General features: G+C 43.6%; 20 protein-coding genes. 9 read left to right on the forward strand and 11 right to left on the reverse strand.

What is annotated here, in order from left to right:
• Positions 1 to 156: 156 nt before the first annotated feature.
• The 3 genes from H540_RS0113440 to H540_RS0113455 all read right to left on the reverse strand — a co-directional run bounded on the left by H540_RS0113440 (position 157) and on the right by H540_RS0113455 (position 2176).
• Positions 157 to 510, reverse strand: a complete 354-nt coding sequence (locus H540_RS0113440; protein ID WP_028401113.1) for a HesB/IscA family protein — start codon at positions 508 to 510, stop codon at positions 157 to 159.
• Between the two features lie 63 nt (positions 511 to 573).
• Entirely contained in the window at positions 574 to 1428 is an 855-nt protein-coding gene (gene dapF, locus H540_RS0113445; protein WP_028401114.1) for a diaminopimelate epimerase, read from the reverse strand.
• A gap of 508 nt (positions 1429 to 1936) precedes the next feature.
• A complete protein-coding gene (locus H540_RS0113455) occupies positions 1937 to 2176 on the reverse strand; it encodes a YuzB family protein (RefSeq protein WP_028401116.1) in 240 nt (79 codons plus the stop codon).
• A 212-nt stretch (positions 2177 to 2388) separates the two neighbouring features.
• Here H540_RS0113455 and H540_RS0113460 point away from each other — a divergent pair, with 212 nt between their 5' ends.
• From H540_RS0113460 to H540_RS0113470, 3 genes are all read left to right on the forward strand, one after another.
• Positions 2389 to 3453 (forward strand): NAD(P)/FAD-dependent oxidoreductase, encoded by a 1065-nt coding sequence (locus H540_RS0113460; RefSeq protein WP_028401117.1) that lies wholly within the window; start codon positions 2389 to 2391, stop codon positions 3451 to 3453.
• Positions 3454 to 3751: 298 nt separating this feature from the next.
• Positions 3752 to 4396: an ABC transporter ATP-binding protein gene (locus H540_RS0113465; protein ID WP_028401118.1), complete on the forward strand. Its 645-nt coding sequence runs from the start codon at positions 3752 to 3754 to the stop codon at positions 4394 to 4396.
• Positions 4393 to 5169 (forward strand): ABC transporter permease, encoded by a 777-nt coding sequence (locus tag H540_RS0113470; RefSeq protein ID WP_028401119.1) that lies wholly within the window; start codon positions 4393 to 4395, stop codon positions 5167 to 5169. Before H540_RS0113465 ends, H540_RS0113470 begins: the two co-directional genes overlap by 4 nt.
• Before the next feature lie 51 nt (positions 5170 to 5220).
• Here the strand turns inward: H540_RS0113470 and H540_RS0113475 are convergent, their stop codons facing one another.
• Positions 5221 to 5532, reverse strand: a complete 312-nt coding sequence (locus H540_RS0113475; RefSeq protein WP_028401120.1) for a YuzD family protein — start codon at positions 5530 to 5532, stop codon at positions 5221 to 5223.
• Between the two features lie 115 nt (positions 5533 to 5647).
• On the opposite strand from H540_RS0113475, the gene H540_RS0113480 reads away from it, so the two are divergent.
• Complete coding sequence (locus H540_RS0113480; RefSeq protein WP_028401121.1) at positions 5648 to 5884, forward strand: NifU family protein; 237 nt, start codon at positions 5648 to 5650, stop codon at positions 5882 to 5884.
• A 54-nt stretch (positions 5885 to 5938) separates the two neighbouring features.
• Here the strand turns inward: H540_RS0113480 and yutH are convergent, their stop codons facing one another.
• Positions 5939 to 6943, reverse strand: a complete 1005-nt coding sequence (gene yutH / locus H540_RS0113485) for a spore coat putative kinase YutH (RefSeq protein ID WP_028401122.1) — start codon at positions 6941 to 6943, stop codon at positions 5939 to 5941.
• A 124-nt stretch (positions 6944 to 7067) separates the two neighbouring features.
• Here yutH and H540_RS0113490 point away from each other — a divergent pair, with 124 nt between their 5' ends.
• Positions 7068 to 7559, forward strand: coding sequence for a phosphatidylglycerophosphatase A family protein (locus tag H540_RS0113490; RefSeq protein ID WP_028401123.1), 492 nt, complete (start codon positions 7068 to 7070; stop codon positions 7557 to 7559).
• Between the two features lie 507 nt (positions 7560 to 8066).
• Here H540_RS0113490 and H540_RS0113495 read toward each other — a convergent pair.
• Together H540_RS0113495 and H540_RS0113505 are read right to left on the reverse strand one after the other, a co-directional pair.
• On the reverse strand, positions 8067 to 8837 hold the full coding sequence (locus H540_RS0113495; protein WP_028401124.1) for a TIGR01457 family HAD-type hydrolase: 771 nt from the start codon (positions 8835 to 8837) through the stop codon (positions 8067 to 8069).
• 307 nt (positions 8838 to 9144) lie between these two features.
• Positions 9145 to 9585 (reverse strand): DUF86 domain-containing protein, encoded by a 441-nt coding sequence (locus H540_RS0113505; protein ID WP_028401126.1) that lies wholly within the window; start codon positions 9583 to 9585, stop codon positions 9145 to 9147.
• A 160-nt stretch (positions 9586 to 9745) separates the two neighbouring features.
• Between H540_RS0113505 and glpX the strand changes: the two genes are divergently transcribed.
• On the forward strand, positions 9746 to 10717 hold the full coding sequence (gene glpX / locus H540_RS0113510; protein WP_028401127.1) for a class II fructose-bisphosphatase: 972 nt from the start codon (positions 9746 to 9748) through the stop codon (positions 10715 to 10717).
• Between the two features lie 14 nt (positions 10718 to 10731).
• On the forward strand, positions 10732 to 10998 hold the full coding sequence (locus tag H540_RS0113515; protein ID WP_028401128.1) for a DUF3055 domain-containing protein: 267 nt from the start codon (positions 10732 to 10734) through the stop codon (positions 10996 to 10998).
• 327 nt (positions 10999 to 11325) lie between these two features.
• On the opposite strand, the gene H540_RS0113520 is transcribed toward H540_RS0113515, so the two are convergent.
• On the reverse strand, positions 11326 to 11625 hold the full coding sequence (locus H540_RS0113520; RefSeq protein ID WP_034670998.1) for a YutD family protein: 300 nt from the start codon (positions 11623 to 11625) through the stop codon (positions 11326 to 11328).
• A gap of 120 nt (positions 11626 to 11745) precedes the next feature.
• Here H540_RS0113520 and H540_RS0113525 point away from each other — a divergent pair, with 120 nt between their 5' ends.
• The gene (locus H540_RS0113525; RefSeq protein WP_028401130.1) at positions 11746 to 12372 is read left to right on the forward strand and encodes a YhcN/YlaJ family sporulation lipoprotein; all 627 of its coding nucleotides are present in this window, start codon (positions 11746 to 11748) and stop codon (positions 12370 to 12372) included.
• Positions 12373 to 12416: 44 nt separating this feature from the next.
• Here the strand turns inward: H540_RS0113525 and lipA are convergent, their stop codons facing one another.
• The gene (gene lipA / locus H540_RS0113530; protein WP_028401131.1) at positions 12417 to 13313 is read right to left on the reverse strand and encodes a lipoyl synthase; all 897 of its coding nucleotides are present in this window, start codon (positions 13311 to 13313) and stop codon (positions 12417 to 12419) included.
• Between the two features lie 175 nt (positions 13314 to 13488).
• On the opposite strand from lipA, the gene H540_RS0113535 reads away from it, so the two are divergent.
• Positions 13489 to 14532: a M23 family metallopeptidase gene (locus H540_RS0113535; RefSeq protein WP_028401132.1), complete on the forward strand. Its 1044-nt coding sequence runs from the start codon at positions 13489 to 13491 to the stop codon at positions 14530 to 14532.
• A gap of 23 nt (positions 14533 to 14555) precedes the next feature.
• On the opposite strand, the gene yunB is transcribed toward H540_RS0113535, so the two are convergent.
• On the reverse strand, positions 14556 to 15320 hold the full coding sequence (gene yunB / locus H540_RS29670) for a sporulation protein YunB (RefSeq protein ID WP_051317102.1): 765 nt from the start codon (positions 15318 to 15320) through the stop codon (positions 14556 to 14558).
• A gap of 50 nt (positions 15321 to 15370) precedes the next feature.
• Complete coding sequence (locus tag H540_RS0113545; RefSeq protein WP_028401133.1) at positions 15371 to 15673, reverse strand: YunC family protein; 303 nt, start codon at positions 15671 to 15673, stop codon at positions 15371 to 15373.
• Positions 15674 to 15707 lie beyond the last annotated feature (34 nt).

The raw sequence follows: 15707 nt of genomic DNA on the forward strand, positions 1-15707 counted from the left end.
AGAGTTGAGTATAGGCTCATGAACACTTGTGTATGCGCAGATTTTAGGCGTTATTTACCGCCCTCGTTCTTACGCTACACTTATGCGCTATTTGTTTACAAAAAAGATTGAACGCTCATATCTCGATACTAAAAACGTTGATTTGACGGGTATGCGTTAGCACTGCTCCGGCGTACCTGCATTTGTTGCCGTTTTAAAAGAAGAGCCGCACCCGCATGTCGCGATGGCATTCGGATTGTCGATCGTAAAGCCGCCGCCAAGCATGGACTCCTTATAGTCGATTTTCACGCCTTTTAAAATGGGCGCATCTTGTTTATCAATGACGAATTTTACACCGTAAAATTCCAATACATCATCGTTTGCACCAGCTTCTTGTTCAAAACCTAAGCCGTAGGAAAGACCGCTGCAGCCGCCTCCCTTCACCGCAAGACGCACATACTGCTCTCCTTCATCCGCTTGCTTAATCATATCTTGAATTTGGTAAGCTGCTTGTTCTGTTACAATAATCATAGAAACACCTTCCTTTCTTATTCCATTATACCTTCTTCTTTATACCCTCTCAAACAGAGCGACTTAATAGTAGTATATGCCAGTGCAAATCGTTTCAGCAGGGCCCTTCATCAATACGTTTCCATCTTCTGTCCACGTAATAAATAGATCACCCCCGGCAAGATGCACCGTAATCTCGCTGCCTTTAGCTATCTTCTCATTTAAAACAGCAGCCACAACCGCCGCACACGCACCTGTACCGCATGCTTGTGTTACGCCTGATCCTCTTTCCCATACGCGAAAATGCATTTCCGTACTGTTTATCACTTCAATAAACTCTACGTTCACACTTTCCGGGAACAATTCATGCGTTTCCAGTACCGGGCCCAGTGTTGTAAGCGGCGCTTTTTCAATATCCTCCACAAACATAACCGCATGCGGATTTCCCATAGAAACGGCCGTGATATCATAGCGCTCTCCATTGAACAAGAACGGCTCAATAATGAATGGGTCTTCGCCTTCCCCGAGCATCGGTATATCGATGCGCTTCAGACGCGGCTGCCCCATATCAATTGTTACGTATCGAACACGCCCTGCTTCTTCTGTTACTTCGGCTTTAACAGGTCCAGATATCGTATCAATTAAGAATACTGTATCATTCACTAGTTTATGCTCGTAGGCATACTTGGCTACACAGCGCAAGCCGTTACCGCAGCTTTTTGCTTCAGAGCCGTCTTTATTAAAAATTCTCATTTTCACAGGAGCATTTTCTGACGGACAAACAAGGATCATGCCGTCTGAGCCGATTCCTGTATGAATATTAGATACCTGGCGGGCTAACTCCGGCAGCATATCTTCTTCTAACTGCTCTTCAAATAGATTAACATAAATATAATTGTTTCCTAACCCATGCATTTTCGTAAAAGAAAATTGCTTCATTCGCTTCCACTCCAAAAATTTTTATTGTTCTAAGTATAAAATGAGTGATTTTGGAACACAATAGAAATATCCCCCGTTTCTCATAATAAAAAAGAAAAGTCCTCTTGCCAGGGCTTTTCTTTTTTTGCTTTCGTGCGTGTCCTCAAATGAACATTCCCGCAATTGCCACACGTCTGAATGCCCAGCCCGCAAAGATCGCTGCCCAAACAAGCCGCCTATATATAAATGATTTATAATTTCGACGTTTTCATTTGCTATTTCGAACAAAACGGCATGGGCACTTACTTCCTCTCTCTGGTTTACCCTTGCATGGACCAAGGGTTTGACCGCTTCTGCACGCCGCCGGATGCTCTCGCCCCACTATAAAAAGACGATTTTTTTATTCAGTTATATATAGTTTCCAAAGGACGCTCATATACGTTCATCTCGGTTATGATAGTCCTTTTTAGATTTTTCCAATCGCTCGTCTTTTACTCTTTCCAAATGAAAAAGCACTGCTGCGCAGTGCTTAAAACATCGGATTTTCTTCCAAATGATCATATATATTTTTAATCAGCTCATCCGGCGTGCTGCCTGTTACTACTTCTCCGTTCACCATCGCATACGGTCCCTCATAGCAAACCCCGCAATAGCCGAGACAGCCATACTCAATTACATCCAGATTCGGATCCTTTTCCAGCACCGCACGCGCTTGCTGCGATCCGTTTGCCAAGTTGCTTACGCAAAATTCGATTAATGGCTTGAACACTTTTTTCACCTCGCTACTATCGTTACTGTAAACCGTTTTATAAAGCTCGTCAACTTCTTTGTTTTTCATATATATCTTTCGAAAAGGTACAGATATACATTGTTATTTTTTCACGAATTCGTTATAATCTTGATGGGTAAAGTTCAAAAACTTTTTGTATAAACAAATTTATGATTAGGCGATTAATTCTAAATGCAAAGGAGCTATCCATCATGAAGCACCTCGTTATTCTCGGTGGCGGATACGGTGGAATGAGAATCTTACAGCGTCTTCTTCCTAACCTTCCGGACGATGTCCAAATCACACTTATTGATAAGGTACCATATCACTGCTTTAAAACAGAATATTACGCCTTAGTTGCCGGAACTATTTCAGAGACACATATTCGCATTCCGTTTCCGGAGCATCAGCGTCTTTCCGTTAAATACGGTACGATTGTTAACATAGACCTTGATGCTCATTTAATAGAGTTACAGCACGGAGAAACTGTAGCTTACGACAATCTGATTATCGGCCTAGGCTGCGAAGACAAATATCACAACGTTCCTGGGGCGAAAGAATACACTTGCAGCGTACAATCCATTGGAAAATCAAGACACACATATCAGCAATTGAACGGTTTAACGCCAAATGCAACAGTCGGTATCGTCGGCGCAGGCTTAAGCGGTGTTGAAGTTGCGAGCGAACTTCGTGAAAGCCGTCCTGACTTAAACATCCTTCTATTTGACAGAGGCGATCGCATCCTGTCTATGTTCCCGGAAAAGCTAAGCTATTATGTAGAAGATTGGTTTGTAAAAAACCGTGTCACAATCATTCGAAATTCTAATATTACGAAAGTAGAGCCTCGTGCTGTGTACAACCATGAGGAAGCTATTTCATGTGATGCTATTGTATGGACTGCCGGCATTCAAGCGAGCACAGTTGTGCAGCAGATGCCTGTTGAGAAGGATAGCAGCGGGCGCGTAATTTTAACGAAATATCACAATATCCCTGGATATGAAAATGTATACGTGCTTGGCGATTGCGCAAGCCTTCCACATGCACCTTCAGCCCAACTTGCAGAAGGACAAGCAGAGCAAATTGTATCTGTTATGCAAAAGCGGTGGAACAACGAAGAGCTTCCAGAAGAATTGCCTGTTATCAAATTAAAAGGTGTTCTCGGATCTCTCGGCAAAAAACATGGCTTCGGTTTACTCGCAAACCAAGCTCTGATGGGACGCGTACCTCGCTTACTTAAATCAGGCCTCCTCTGGATGTATAAACACCATAACGGTTAATGCGAAAAACCGTCCGATTCTTTTTAAACGGGCGTAGAGCACCTGCAGAATATAGTAGCGGTCAAATCCTTTAAGACACTCTCCCTGTGTCTTTTTACTAAGCACATAGGCTTGTTCTTTTGTATGCCGCATACTGCGACATACAAAAGAATGGAGAGCGCAGAATTTTATAAATTCTTATCTTTTAAGAAAAGCTTCGCCTGACGGCGAAGCTTTTTGTGCCGTGAAGCAGGTTTCTGTCTCATTCGTTCCGTATTTGTTACCATAACACTAGCTGCCGCAGAAAGGAAGTTTGGACATGTTTACACTGCAAAATGTATCTTATAAAGATATTTTACATATCCCTGAGCTTACCATCCAAGAAGGAAAGGTTACATGCATAATCGGCGAAAGCGGAAGCGGCAAAACGACGCTGCTAAAAATGCTGAATGATATGCATTCACCTGATAGCGGGACAGTCTTGTATCGAGGAGAGCCAATTTCTTCATACTCACCTATACAGCTCAGAAGAGAAGTTGTTATGCTCGGGCAAACACCTCCTATTTTTGAAGGAACAGTAAAGGAAAACCTTCTGATGGGCTTATACTTTTCCGAAAAATCCGCTGCAAATGAAAAAGAACTGCATCGTGCGCTGCAAACCGTTCACTTGGAAAAATCATTAGAGGATAATGCAGAACAGCTGTCAGGCGGCGAAAAGCAGCGGCTTGCTTTGGCGCGCGTGCTCCTGATGGATCCAGCTGTATTTCTATTGGACGAACCTACTTCTGCTCTGGACGAGAACACTGCGCATATCGTCATGACACAATTCATCAAAGAAGCAAAGGATAAGAAGAACACGGTCATTATGATTACTCATTCCCGTACCCTTGCAGAAGAAGCTGCAGATGATATGGTGGAAATTAGTAAAGAGCATGGCGCCGTAAGAAAGGAAGTTTCCAGGTGAAGGGCGTAATTGAATTACAAATTTGGCAGTTAGGTGCCGCTTATATTTTCATTATCATTTTAATCGGTCTTGTGCGTTGGATAGGCATTCCGCGCGAAAAAGAGATTACCATCGCAACGCTTCGCATGACGATTCAGCTTGTACTTGTCGCCTATGTTTTAACTTACATATTCGATCATAAAAATCCGATTTCTACCATTTTTATTATGATCTTAATTGAAACTTTTGCTATTCTGAATGTTTTTAAAAGAGTGCAGCAAGGGTTAACAAAGTCATTAAAGCATGTCATCATCATTTCCATGGTTGCGGGTACGTTCGGTCCGCTGCTGTTCTTTATCTTTATTGTCATAGCTCATAAACCTTGGTATGACCCGCAATACGTTGTTCCTATTACAGGAATGATCATCGGCAGCGCAATGACCGGTATCTCACTGGGAGCGCATACGCTTTTACACGGAATGAAAACAGAACGGGGTGCTATAGAAGGCGCGCTGATGCTTGGGGCAACACCGAAGCAAGCGGCCCGTCCTGTTGTAAAGCAAGCTTTTGATGCGGCCATCATGCCGACCATTAACTCTATGGTAGGAATGGGCCTTGTCACTTTGCCAGGGATGATGACAGGGCAAATTTTATCCGGGGTTTCCCCTCTAGTCGCAATCGAATATCAAATCGCTATTATGTTAGGGCTATCCGGAAGTGCCTCTCTGACGGTTATGCTATTTGTTCAGCTGGGATATAAAACGTTCTTCAATAAGAGAGCACAGCTCAAATAAGAAGCCTGTTTAACGAACAGGCTTCTTATTTATATTTGAAAGTGACCTTGCTCAGGTCACTTTCAAATATTTATCAATTTCTTCATATACATCTTTCAAACGCGGGTTTCCTTCTCCGACAATTTCTGTATTCACAAGCACAACCGGGTAAAATAAATCCTCATCAATGACGCGCTGCGTAAATGCTCGTTTCTCTTCTTCCGTCTGCTCTTCGAAAATGTCGATATATTCAAACTGAAATGAATGTTCCGGATATTTACGGCCCACCGCTGCCTGCAGCCATTCAAATGTTTCAACTGAAGACGGCATCCCGACACAGCTGGCACAAATCACCTTTGCCCCGTATACACTGATTTTCACCATATTTTCCCCTCCCCAAGAGTTGTCCTGATGCATATACTAAAAAACGCCAGTAGTATAGAATAGATTTTTCTCCTTATACTGATTATAATAAAATTGAGGAAAGGAGTCGATAATAATGGAAAACCAACAAATGTTTGAGCAAGTTGAAGAAGTATTAGATAAATTACGTCCGTTCTTGCTTCGCGACGGCGGAGACGTAGAATTGGTAGATATTGAAGAAGGCATCGTTAAGCTGCGCCTTATGGGTGCTTGCGGCAGCTGCCCAAGTTCTACAATCACATTAAAAGCAGGTATCGAACGCGCGCTTCTAGAAGAAGTGCCTGGCGTTATTGAAGTAGAGCAAGTTTTCTAATTGCAGCGCTCACCTTGCCTGCATTGAAAAGAGACCTTTAGCAGGTCTCTTTTTTTATATGCTGAGCCAATCGATTTCTCGAATTCCCAGCTTCTCGATAGGAAGACGAATCATCTTATAAAAACCGCCTAAAAATTGTTCAGTTTGCTTAGCCTCACTAATAATTTTTTCCAAATGATCTTGATAGATACTTTTTTGTTCTTCGTTTCTGCTCAAATAATAGCCTTCTACCGTTTCAAAGTAGCGCAGCGGAAACAGCAGACGGGCAAATAAAAGCCGCCAGCCGAATGCTGATAATGGACCTTCGCTTTCATAGTCCTGCAGAAACTGCATGATGATTTCTTCGGCTTCATTTCCAGATTCTTCATATGTATGACGAATCCACTCGGCCAAATCGCGGCTTGCATGATCATACACCCATTCAACCGGCACCTTCAGCCGCTTTGTCCTCTGCCATGTTTGAGGAGTAAACCGCTGCTGGCATATAGTTGCCGCATCCGCGAGCTGCGGTTCATCGTCCAACTCTGTATCCACTACATATTGAATCGCATTTTCAGCTAATCCTAAGTAATAAGGGAAGGAATCAATAAACAATTTCTCGAATGAAGTAACAGGGTGATTCGCAAGGCGCCCCTGCCAAAATTTTTCGAGCTGATCAAGGCGTTTCTCCCAAAGCGCTCTCCATTCGCCGATACGGCTCAGCTCAGTAATTTCATCAGGATACAGCCTGCCCCTGCGGTGGAACAAGGCAAGCTCTTTTCCTTCGCTTACTGCCTGTCTGTCTGCTTGCCTCATAGCCCTCAGCAAGCAGTAATTTGTATTTTGAATTTCGCTTACATAATATCCTTGTACGTTTGGGACAAACGAAGCGATGGACAAATCTCCCTGCTCCATCATAAAATCGCTGAGCTTTTTCATTTCAACAAGCTCTTCCTCCTGAAACTTGCCGACAGGAACGAGGAAGTACACCTTGTTGCGAATCCAAAAGCTTTGATAGCCGCCGAGCATAGACAGCTCATTCACTTGCATCTGATAGTGCTCAAACAGCTCGTGTTTCATGCGCCCACCTCCGCTATTATATATATGAGGGGCGGTTTGATTTTAATAGCCCTTTCGCTCCAAGCCCGCTCACATAATAAGACTGTCTCACGTATACAATATTAAAAAGAAAAAAGGTGATACGATGAACAAAGGAAACCAAATCGAAGAAAAAGCACTGGAATTACTGAAGCAGCGCAGCGTAAAAATAGAGGACATTGCAGAGCTCGTCTACTTCTTGCAGGAAAAATATCACCCGAATTTAACAATAGAAGAATGCCGCTATAATGTGGAGCGGGTACTGTCCAAACGTGAAGTGCAAAACGCTCTCATAACAGGCATTCAGCTGGATATGCTTGCGGAAAAAGGCATGCTTGAGGAACCGCTGCAAAGCATCGTCAAGCGTGATGAAGGCTTATACGGCATTGATGAGGTCATCGCTTTATCCATCGTAAACGTATATGGTTCCATCGGCTTTACGAATTTTGGTTATATCGATAAACTAAAACCGGGAATTTTAAAGTTTTTAAATGATAAATCCACAGGCTATGTACACACATTCCTTGATGATATTGTAGGCGCCATCGCCGCTGCAGCATCAAGCCGCTTAGCGCATCGCGCGGCCCATTCAGAATAGAAAAGCGCAGCTGGCTCGTTCAGGTGCAGAACCAGAGGTTCTCCCCCCAAAAAGGCGCTTTTTGCCTTTATGGGGGAGGTTCTCTGGTGGCAGCACCTAGCCGGCGGAGCTGGACACCAAGAAAAGCGGGACCGGCTCGTTCAGCTCCCTCTGGAAAATGTTCTTCACCATTAAAGCCGCTTTTTGGCAATACAATGGGGAAGGTTATTTTTCAGACGGGAGCTTGCCGGTGGAGCTGGACACCAAGAAAAGCGCAGCCTTCGAGGTGCAGAATCAAAACTTTTTTATAAAGTAAGAAAGTATAAAATTCCGTGCTCTCTCCATTCTGTTCGCAGGATGCACAAAGCTGTTTAGTAAAAAGACACAAGGGAGGGGCGAAGGGTTTGACCGCTACTATACTCGGCAGGAGCACTATGCCCATCTAAAAAGAATCGGGTGGTTTTTGTCCGGTTTCTCTCATTTTTATCAAAAAAAGCATGACAGCTTATTCGTCATGCTTTTTACGCCTTATATCTTCTCCAGCCACTCCGTCAAAGAATGAATGACATGAGTAGGCTGTGTGTTATATTCTGTGAGCTTCTTCGGTGTTGTCACGCCCGTATGCACAAGGAGCGTATCTATACCTGCATCAATACCTGCCAAAATGTCCGTGTCGTAGTTATCTCCCACCATTAACGTATCTTCCTTACCGATGCCGATTACCTTCAGAGCTTGCTCCATAATGATGGACTCCGGCTTGCCTATAAAAACGGGCTGCACTTGTGTAGAAACCGCTACTACCGAGGTTAAAGACCCGTTGCCCGGCATCAAGCCCCGCTCAGTCGGAAGTGCAATATCTCCGTTTGTGGAAATGAAAACTGCGCCGCGCCGCACAGCCAAACAAGCCTTCGCAAGCTTTTCATACGTAATTTCACGGTCAATCCCCATAATCACATAATCCGGGTTTTCATCGTCAAACGTAAATCCTTTCTCTTCCAAAGCCGCTTGCAGCCCTTCTTCCCCAATCATGTAAATTGAAGCGTTCGGATTACGCTCGTAAATATAGTTAGCAGTCGCCATGCTTGTCGTGAAGATATGCTCCGGTGTTGCGGGAATATCGAGACTCATCAGCTTCCCCGCAACCTGCTCCGGCTTGCGGGAAGAGTTATTTGTGACAAATAAGTAGGGAATATTGTTTTCCGCTAATACCTTCACGAAATCGCTTGCCTCTTCAATTTTCTCTTCGCCCCGGTACATAGTTCCGTCCAAATCAATTAAATATGCTTTATATTTTTTCATAATTTGATGCTCCTTTGTATGTATGCTCTCTTTTTATAATAACCTGTTTGTAAACAGAAAAAAACGCTTTGGCACAAAGCGTTTTTTCCAGAATAAGGAATTGCAAAACCTGGGGCATGTCTAGCTCACCAGCTATATATGAGTGAATGATAATTTCGACATTTCCATGTGCTATGTGTAACAAAAAGGAAGTATGATATGCTTCTTCTCTCTGGTTTACCCTTGCATGAAACGAAAGGTTTAACCGCTTCCGCACGTCGCCGGATGATCTCTCCCCACTATCAACGGTTTTTTTATTCACTTGTTCTTATGAATTCGTGAACGCGGATACAGGACCGAGCTCTTGCTCAAGATAGCGACGAATACAGGCAGGATATGCTTGAATCGTGGCGATGTGTTCTTTTAATGTATCTAACACTTGTTCGTGCTGCATTTGAATATAATCTTGCACAAGTACTTTTCGCAGACGCACAATCGTTTTCAATTGTTCTCCTTCTTGTGCATCAACGACCTTTTCATCCATCAAAATCTCGATGATGTCTTCATAGCTGCCTGGATCGCGCATAATAAATCCATCAATCATCGCATTCCCGACATCCAAAACAGAGTCTACCATTAAATGAGCGATACGCTCTAATGCATATTTTTCTATTGGTGTTGCATATTCTTCCGTAGATAAGAATACTTCTGTTGCTTGTTCTAAGCATTGCAGTGTTTGCTCAATTTTTCTGCGATCAACAAAGTACATATCGTCACCCTCTAACTGGAAATTAAAGCACTTTCAATAAACTTTCATCCTTATTGTACTTCTTTACCAGTAAAAAATCGACTATTTTCCAAATTCCCCTTTTCTTTTTTCTCTGTTATAGTTGTAATGGTTGGATTTCTGAAATTGGAGGAATGTCATTTTGGATCGTGAACTAGCGTTAGAAATTGTTCGGGTAACAGAAGCCGCTGCTCTTGCTTCTGCTCAATGGATGGGACGTGGCAAGAAAAATGAAGCAGACGATGCAGCTACAACCGCCATGCGTACCATGTTTGATTCTGTGAACATGGCTGGAACAGTCGTTATCGGAGAAGGCGAGCTTGATGAAGCGCCGATGCTGTATATTGGAGAAAAATTAGGGACAGGCAACGGACCGGAAGTGGATATTGCTGTTGATCCGTTGGAAGGTACAAATATTGTCGCAAAGGGACATGCGAACGCAATGGCTGTTATCGCTATCGCGGATAAAGGCAATTTGCTGCATGCACCGGATATGTATATGGAAAAAATCGCAGTCGGGCCGAACGCGGCTGGGAAAATCAGCTTGGATGATCCGATTGAAACAACAATTGAAATTGTAGCAGAAGCAAACAATAAGCGTATTCGTGATTTAACGGTTATCATTCAGGAGCGCGATCGCCATCAAGAACTAATCGACCGCATTCGTGCCAAAGGAGCACGCGTAAAGCTGTTTGGAGACGGCGACGTGGGTGCTTCTATCGCAACGGCGCTGCAATGGACAGGCATTGATTTATTTGTCGGCACCGGCGGCGCACCGGAAGGCGTAATTTCTGCCGCTGCTTTAAAATGCTTAGGCGGAGAAATGCAGGCTCGCCTCGTTCCCATGAATGAAGAGGAGGAAGTACGCTGCCGCCGCATGGGCCTTGAAGATCCTCGCCAGCTTCTGCACATGGAAGACTTAGTAGCAGGCGATGACGCAATTTTCGCAGCAACAGGTGTATCCTCTGGCGAAATGTTAGAAGGAGTAAAGTTCCTTGGAGGAAACTTGGTAGAGACACACTCCATCGTTATGCGCGCCAAAACAAAAACAGTGCGCTACGTAAAAGCGCACCATCATTTAGATCATAAGCCTTACCTAAACTTAAACATCTAAAGGAGCGGGGAAATATGGGAGAACGTTTTTTTCTGTATGATGATACGATTGCAACACAAACGCGTTTCATAAGCTTTATGGGGGAAAGTCAGCGCCATGACTTGGCATTGATGTTCTCTGACCGCTATTACGGCAAAGTATTGGTTCTTGATATTCTAAGAAACAAATTCGCCATTATCGGTAAGGATGATTTGGACGAACCTGGCTATTTAGAATTCGCTTATAACCTGGATGAGGAAACAGCGGAAGAGCTTCGTTTGTTCTTGTATGAAGTGATCTAAGAAAAGCGCAGCCTTCGAGGTGCAGAACCAGAGGTTCTCCGCCCTTAAAGGCGTTTTTTGCCTTTATCCCGCTCTAAGCGTCCGTAACTTAGATGTTTAGACAAGGTAGACAAACGGACGCTAAGAGCCCGATTGATTCAACTAACATCTGTGGAGGAAAAACACCTCCACAGATGAAGTTTCATCTTATGCGGCGGAGGTTCTCTGGTGGCAGCACCTAGCCGGCGGAGCTGGACACCAAGAAAAGCGGAGCCGTTTAGAAACATCTTAAAACTTTAGACTTACTTATCCTTACAAAATAAAGCGTGCAAGCTAAGCTTGCACGCTTTATTTTTTCACCTTTTTCAGGACAAAATGCGCACATCCGAAATTACAGAATTCGTATAAATACTCCGATAACGTGCTGATGCGTGTGTCATAGGTGGCACGCTGATTCTGATCATCAAAAAAACCTCGAAGGCGAAGCTGGTTGTAGCCCCAGTCCCCTACAATGTAATCATATTTATTTAAAATTTCCGCATAGCGATCTTTAAACGCTTCCTCGTTAAAACCATTGCGGTACTCCTGTACGATTTCATAGCACATATTATTTACAAAAACGTTTTTCTTCACCTCATGCTTTTCCATCTTCCGCAAATTCCTTTCTGAACAGTATTATCCTAATCCTATCACAAAGAAGGGCAGCCAACAATTTCTAAGTTGAAAAAGTCCCTCATGACAAATGATAAGGATAAGGAGGTGGAACCATTGAGAAAATTTCTGGCTGTGATAATCTCCAGTTTCTCGTTGCTCACGGCATGCCAAGCGAACAATGCCGCTGCAGTGAAGAAAAAAGATGTCCTTAAACAAGAAGAGGGAAGCAGCGTCCTTCTTTCCAATAAAAAGGACATTTATGAAAGAAAACCGCTGACAGGTAAACGCAATGCAGATTACAGCACAACGAAAATGGGTTATTCCCGTATGCAAAAAAGCAATGTGACAAGCGCGAATGATACGAGCCGCATTGCTTATGTAAATCGCGGAAACCTTGCGAATATCATTACCGACCTGGAAGTAAAACTGCCTGACGTAACAGATGCCGCTACACTTGTAACAGACGATGAAATCTTTGTTGTATATCGCGCCAATACAACGGATCCGAAGCTCGTTGCAGACCAAGTGAAAAAGACCGCACTTTCGGTCGTACCAAGCTACTATCACGTATACGTATCTACAGAAACAAAGCTTATGTCTCAAATGGAAGGACTAAAATCCGGCAGACTCAACGACAAAGAGTATACACAAACGCTTGATATGCTTATTACAGAAATGCAAAAAAATCCACATATTAACAATCAGCAAAGTGACACCATGCACAACATGATCAATAAATGAACAAGCAGCTGAGTAATCAGCTGCTTGTTTTTCGAATCGAAAGCTTAGTTAGCTTGGACGCTGTTTTCTTGCGCGGATTTTACTTGCTCATCTGCATGGTAAGAAGAACGAACGAGCGGGCCAGCTTCACAGTGACTGAAGCCTTTGCTTAATGCAATCTCCTTCAGCTCCGCGAACTCGGCAGGCGTCCAGTACTTTACAACCGGCAAATGCTTTTTAGAAGGCTGCAAGTATTGTCCAAGCGTAAGGATATTTACGTTGTTTGCACGCAAATCATCCATTGCTTCAATAATCTCTTCTTTCGTTTCGCCAAGACCAATCATGATGCTGGATTTCGTCGGAATGTCCGGCTGCATTTCTTTCGCGCGGCGCAAAAATTCAAGAGAACGGTCATACTTCGCTCTTGCGCGAACGCGGTCTGATAAGCGGCGAACCGTTTCAATATTATGGTTTAAAATATCCGGGCGTGCATCCATCAGCATTTTCAGGTTTTCGTATACGCCGCCCATATCAGACGGAAGAACTTCGATGGATGTGAATGGATTTTTACGGCGTACTGCACGAACAGTTTCAGCGAATACACCGGCACCTCCGTCTTTTAAATCATCACGTGCTACTGCTGTAATGACGACGTGCTTTAAATTCATGTCTACAACAGAATCTGCCACGCGCTCCGGCTCTTGCAGGTCAAGCTCTGTCGGCAAGCCCGTTTTCACGGCACAGAAACGGCAGGCACGTGTACAAGTATCGCCTAAAATCATGAACGTAGCTGTGCGTCGAACGGCCCAGCACTCATGAATATTCGGACACTTTGCTTCCTCACATACCGTATGCAGCTTCTCAGACCGCATCATACGTTTTAAATCGTTATAATTTTCATTCGTATTCAATTTGATTTTCAACCATTCCGGTTTACGCATATGCTCAGTTGCTTTTGTCATATTAATCACTCCGCACTCTAGAATAGCTCGTTTCACTTCTTCCACTTTAACATATATATTGCAGAGAAACAAAAGGAAATGCTCAATTATAGCATTTTACCATTCATTTACTATTATGAAATAGCGTGTAAATCTCACACTATAGATAGCAACGCCTTGGAAAGGAGATTATTCTGTGTTAAAAAAACTGTTCCTTCTCATCTGCATTAGTTTGCTTCTCCCTTTGGGAAAAGTATACGGAGAATATGATGAGCATTTGATTTATAAAGAGTTTGACCCGCAAACTGTTTACGGGCAGTATGATCCGCAAGCTGTCTATAAAGAAAGAATGGCTTTATATAAAGAAATGGAAGCAATCTCGTTCGTACCTTGGGAATATTATGCAGCAGTTGATCAATATGAGCGAAATGTACGCGCGGTAAGGCGGGATATACCTAAAAAAGAAAACGGTGTAATCTCTATTTATTTCAAGCCGGAAATATGGAGCGGACTTATCAACCCCAATACGAATGACAAAAATCCATACACAATAGGACTATTTGGGGGTATCGGCTTAGACGGCGATGGTGACGGCTACGCAGATCAAACAAACGATAGGGATGTTCTTTACACAATGGCCACCATCCTGAGTCATTTCGGAAACGACCGTGACCACATTAAAATTATGCTGTGGGAACATTACAAACGGGCAAAAACAGTCGAAATAATTACAGGCTTTGCGAGAATGTACAAGCATTACGGCCGGATCGATATTGAAGGAAACGCATTCCCAATGCCGATTTACAGCACGCACAGCTACCGCAGCACATTCGGGGCCCGCCGGAGCTTCGGCGGACGGCGCATGCATGAGGGAACAGACATTTTTGCCGGATACGGAGTGCCGGTTCGTGCCACTTGCTATGGCATTATTGAATTAAAGGGATGGAATCGTCTTGGCGGCTGGCGCATCGGCATCCGCGATTTACAAAACAACTATCATTACTACGCCCATTTAGGCGGATTCTCAAAGGAAGTGCAGGTAGGCCAAATTGTGGAACCAGGCAAAGTCATCGGCTTTGTAGGAAGCACAGGATACGGTCCTCCCGGCACATCCGGCAAATTCCCTCCGCATCTGCACTATGGAATGTATAAAGATAATGGCTATACAGAGTGGGCATATGATCCGTATATCCATCTGGCAAACTGGGAGCGGCAAGAGCGCTTGCAAAAAAGGAAATAAGAAGCTGAGCACGGGAACCGTGCTCAGTTCTTTTTTGGTGCAGGCAGAGCGGGACTCGCTCCTTCTTTTCCGCCGTTATAATAATCCGGAACTTTTCCTTGAATAACATGAAGCGCAACTGGCACATCTGTTTTGACAACTGTTTCCTTTGTCTCAAATGGGATGATAACCTGCATGGTCACCTCTACTTCCACTAAAACTTCTACCGCTGTAGTATTAATGCCGTATGCTTTTATATTAGGCTTGACATTCGTACGTACATGCCCAATTGTTGTAAAAGATACGGGAATTTTCGGTCCTAAATTTCCTATTAATGCATTCTTTGTAATTTGCCCAAGCGGGACGGCAAATAGAACTCCGTCATTCTTTAGATTCTTAGCTAGATTGATGTTCGAATCGCCATGAATGCCAAGCTTCTCTGTTTCTCCTCGCTCTGCCATGTTTAAATACTTCTCTACGGATGCAGTAATGGAAGTAGAGATTGAATTGACAATCTCCGCATTGACATCAATAGCAGAAACACTGCCTTGATTATCTGTTTGCGCTGTAATCAGTTTGTCGACTTGAAACCCTTTTTTAACTTCTTCGTTTACTGCCTTCGTAATGATAAGCGTAGCAAGACGATTCGTTTCCATCTTTGCATATGTCATCAGCGTCGGTTCAATGCTTTTGTTAATAATCCACAGTCCTTGAATTGTTAAAATTAAAAAAATAAAAAATGAAATGGCTAACACATGCCGAAACGGGAGCGGCCCTCGCCGAAAGCGTGATGTACGAAATGTGCGCAAAAAAATCCCCCCTTCTTACTCCATATGTATGCAAGAGAGGGGGACAATATCTAAATCATTTTCAACAATGCGTCTCTGCCGATAGTACCAGCTGTTATGCCGAGATGTTCCGCTTCATATGTGACGGACTCTAACGGCGCATCAAGAAGCTGCTCGATTGTACGCACGCCTACAGCTCTCCCTGCAATAATGCCGCGATCCTTCAGCTTTTCATTTAAAAGCGCCACATCGAGGGCACCGCACATAATATATCCTTTATCGCTCATTACGGCCAATAGGTTCGTTTTTGGCAGCTGTACGCTTACTGCTAAAAATGTATGTCCTTCAATTATAATCGGTTCTAAAGCCATCATACTTCTTCACACTCCTCTCCCTCTATCTGTATGA

Source organism: Ectobacillus panaciterrae DSM 19096, from assembly GCF_000430785.1.
Classification (GTDB): Bacteria; Bacillota; Bacilli; order Bacillales; family Bacillaceae_G; genus Ectobacillus; species Ectobacillus panaciterrae.

What these genes read in the sequence shown, in the direction of transcription:
- H540_RS0113440 (WP_028401113.1), bottom strand. Translation starts at nt 510, where the DNA reads ATGATTATTGTAACAGAACAAGCAGCTTACCAAATTCAAGATATGATT.
- dapF (WP_028401114.1), bottom strand. Translation starts at nt 1,428, where the DNA reads ATGAAGCAATTTTCTTTTACGAAAATGCATGGGTTAGGAAACAATTAT.
- H540_RS0113460 (WP_028401117.1), top strand. Translation starts at nt 2,389, where the DNA reads ATGAAGCACCTCGTTATTCTCGGTGGCGGATACGGTGGAATGAGAATC.
- H540_RS0113465 (WP_028401118.1), top strand. Translation starts at nt 3,752, where the DNA reads ATGTTTACACTGCAAAATGTATCTTATAAAGATATTTTACATATCCCT.
- H540_RS0113475 (WP_028401120.1), bottom strand. Translation starts at nt 5,532, where the DNA reads ATGGTGAAAATCAGTGTATACGGGGCAAAGGTGATTTGTGCCAGCTGT.
- H540_RS0113480 (WP_028401121.1), top strand. Translation starts at nt 5,648, where the DNA reads ATGGAAAACCAACAAATGTTTGAGCAAGTTGAAGAAGTATTAGATAAA.
- yutH (WP_028401122.1), bottom strand. Translation starts at nt 6,943, where the DNA reads ATGAAACACGAGCTGTTTGAGCACTATCAGATGCAAGTGAATGAGCTG.
- H540_RS0113490 (WP_028401123.1), top strand. Translation starts at nt 7,068, where the DNA reads ATGAACAAAGGAAACCAAATCGAAGAAAAAGCACTGGAATTACTGAAG.
- H540_RS0113495 (WP_028401124.1), bottom strand. Translation starts at nt 8,837, where the DNA reads ATGAAAAAATATAAAGCATATTTAATTGATTTGGACGGAACTATGTAC.
- H540_RS0113505 (WP_028401126.1), bottom strand. Translation starts at nt 9,585, where the DNA reads ATGTACTTTGTTGATCGCAGAAAAATTGAGCAAACACTGCAATGCTTA.
- H540_RS0113515 (WP_028401128.1), top strand. Translation starts at nt 10,732, where the DNA reads ATGGGAGAACGTTTTTTTCTGTATGATGATACGATTGCAACACAAACG.
- H540_RS0113520 (WP_034670998.1), bottom strand. Translation starts at nt 11,625, where the DNA reads ATGGAAAAGCATGAGGTGAAGAAAAACGTTTTTGTAAATAATATGTGC.
- lipA (WP_028401131.1), bottom strand. Translation starts at nt 13,313, where the DNA reads ATGACAAAAGCAACTGAGCATATGCGTAAACCGGAATGGTTGAAAATC.
- H540_RS0113545 (WP_028401133.1), bottom strand. Translation starts at nt 15,673, where the DNA reads ATGATGGCTTTAGAACCGATTATAATTGAAGGACATACATTTTTAGCA.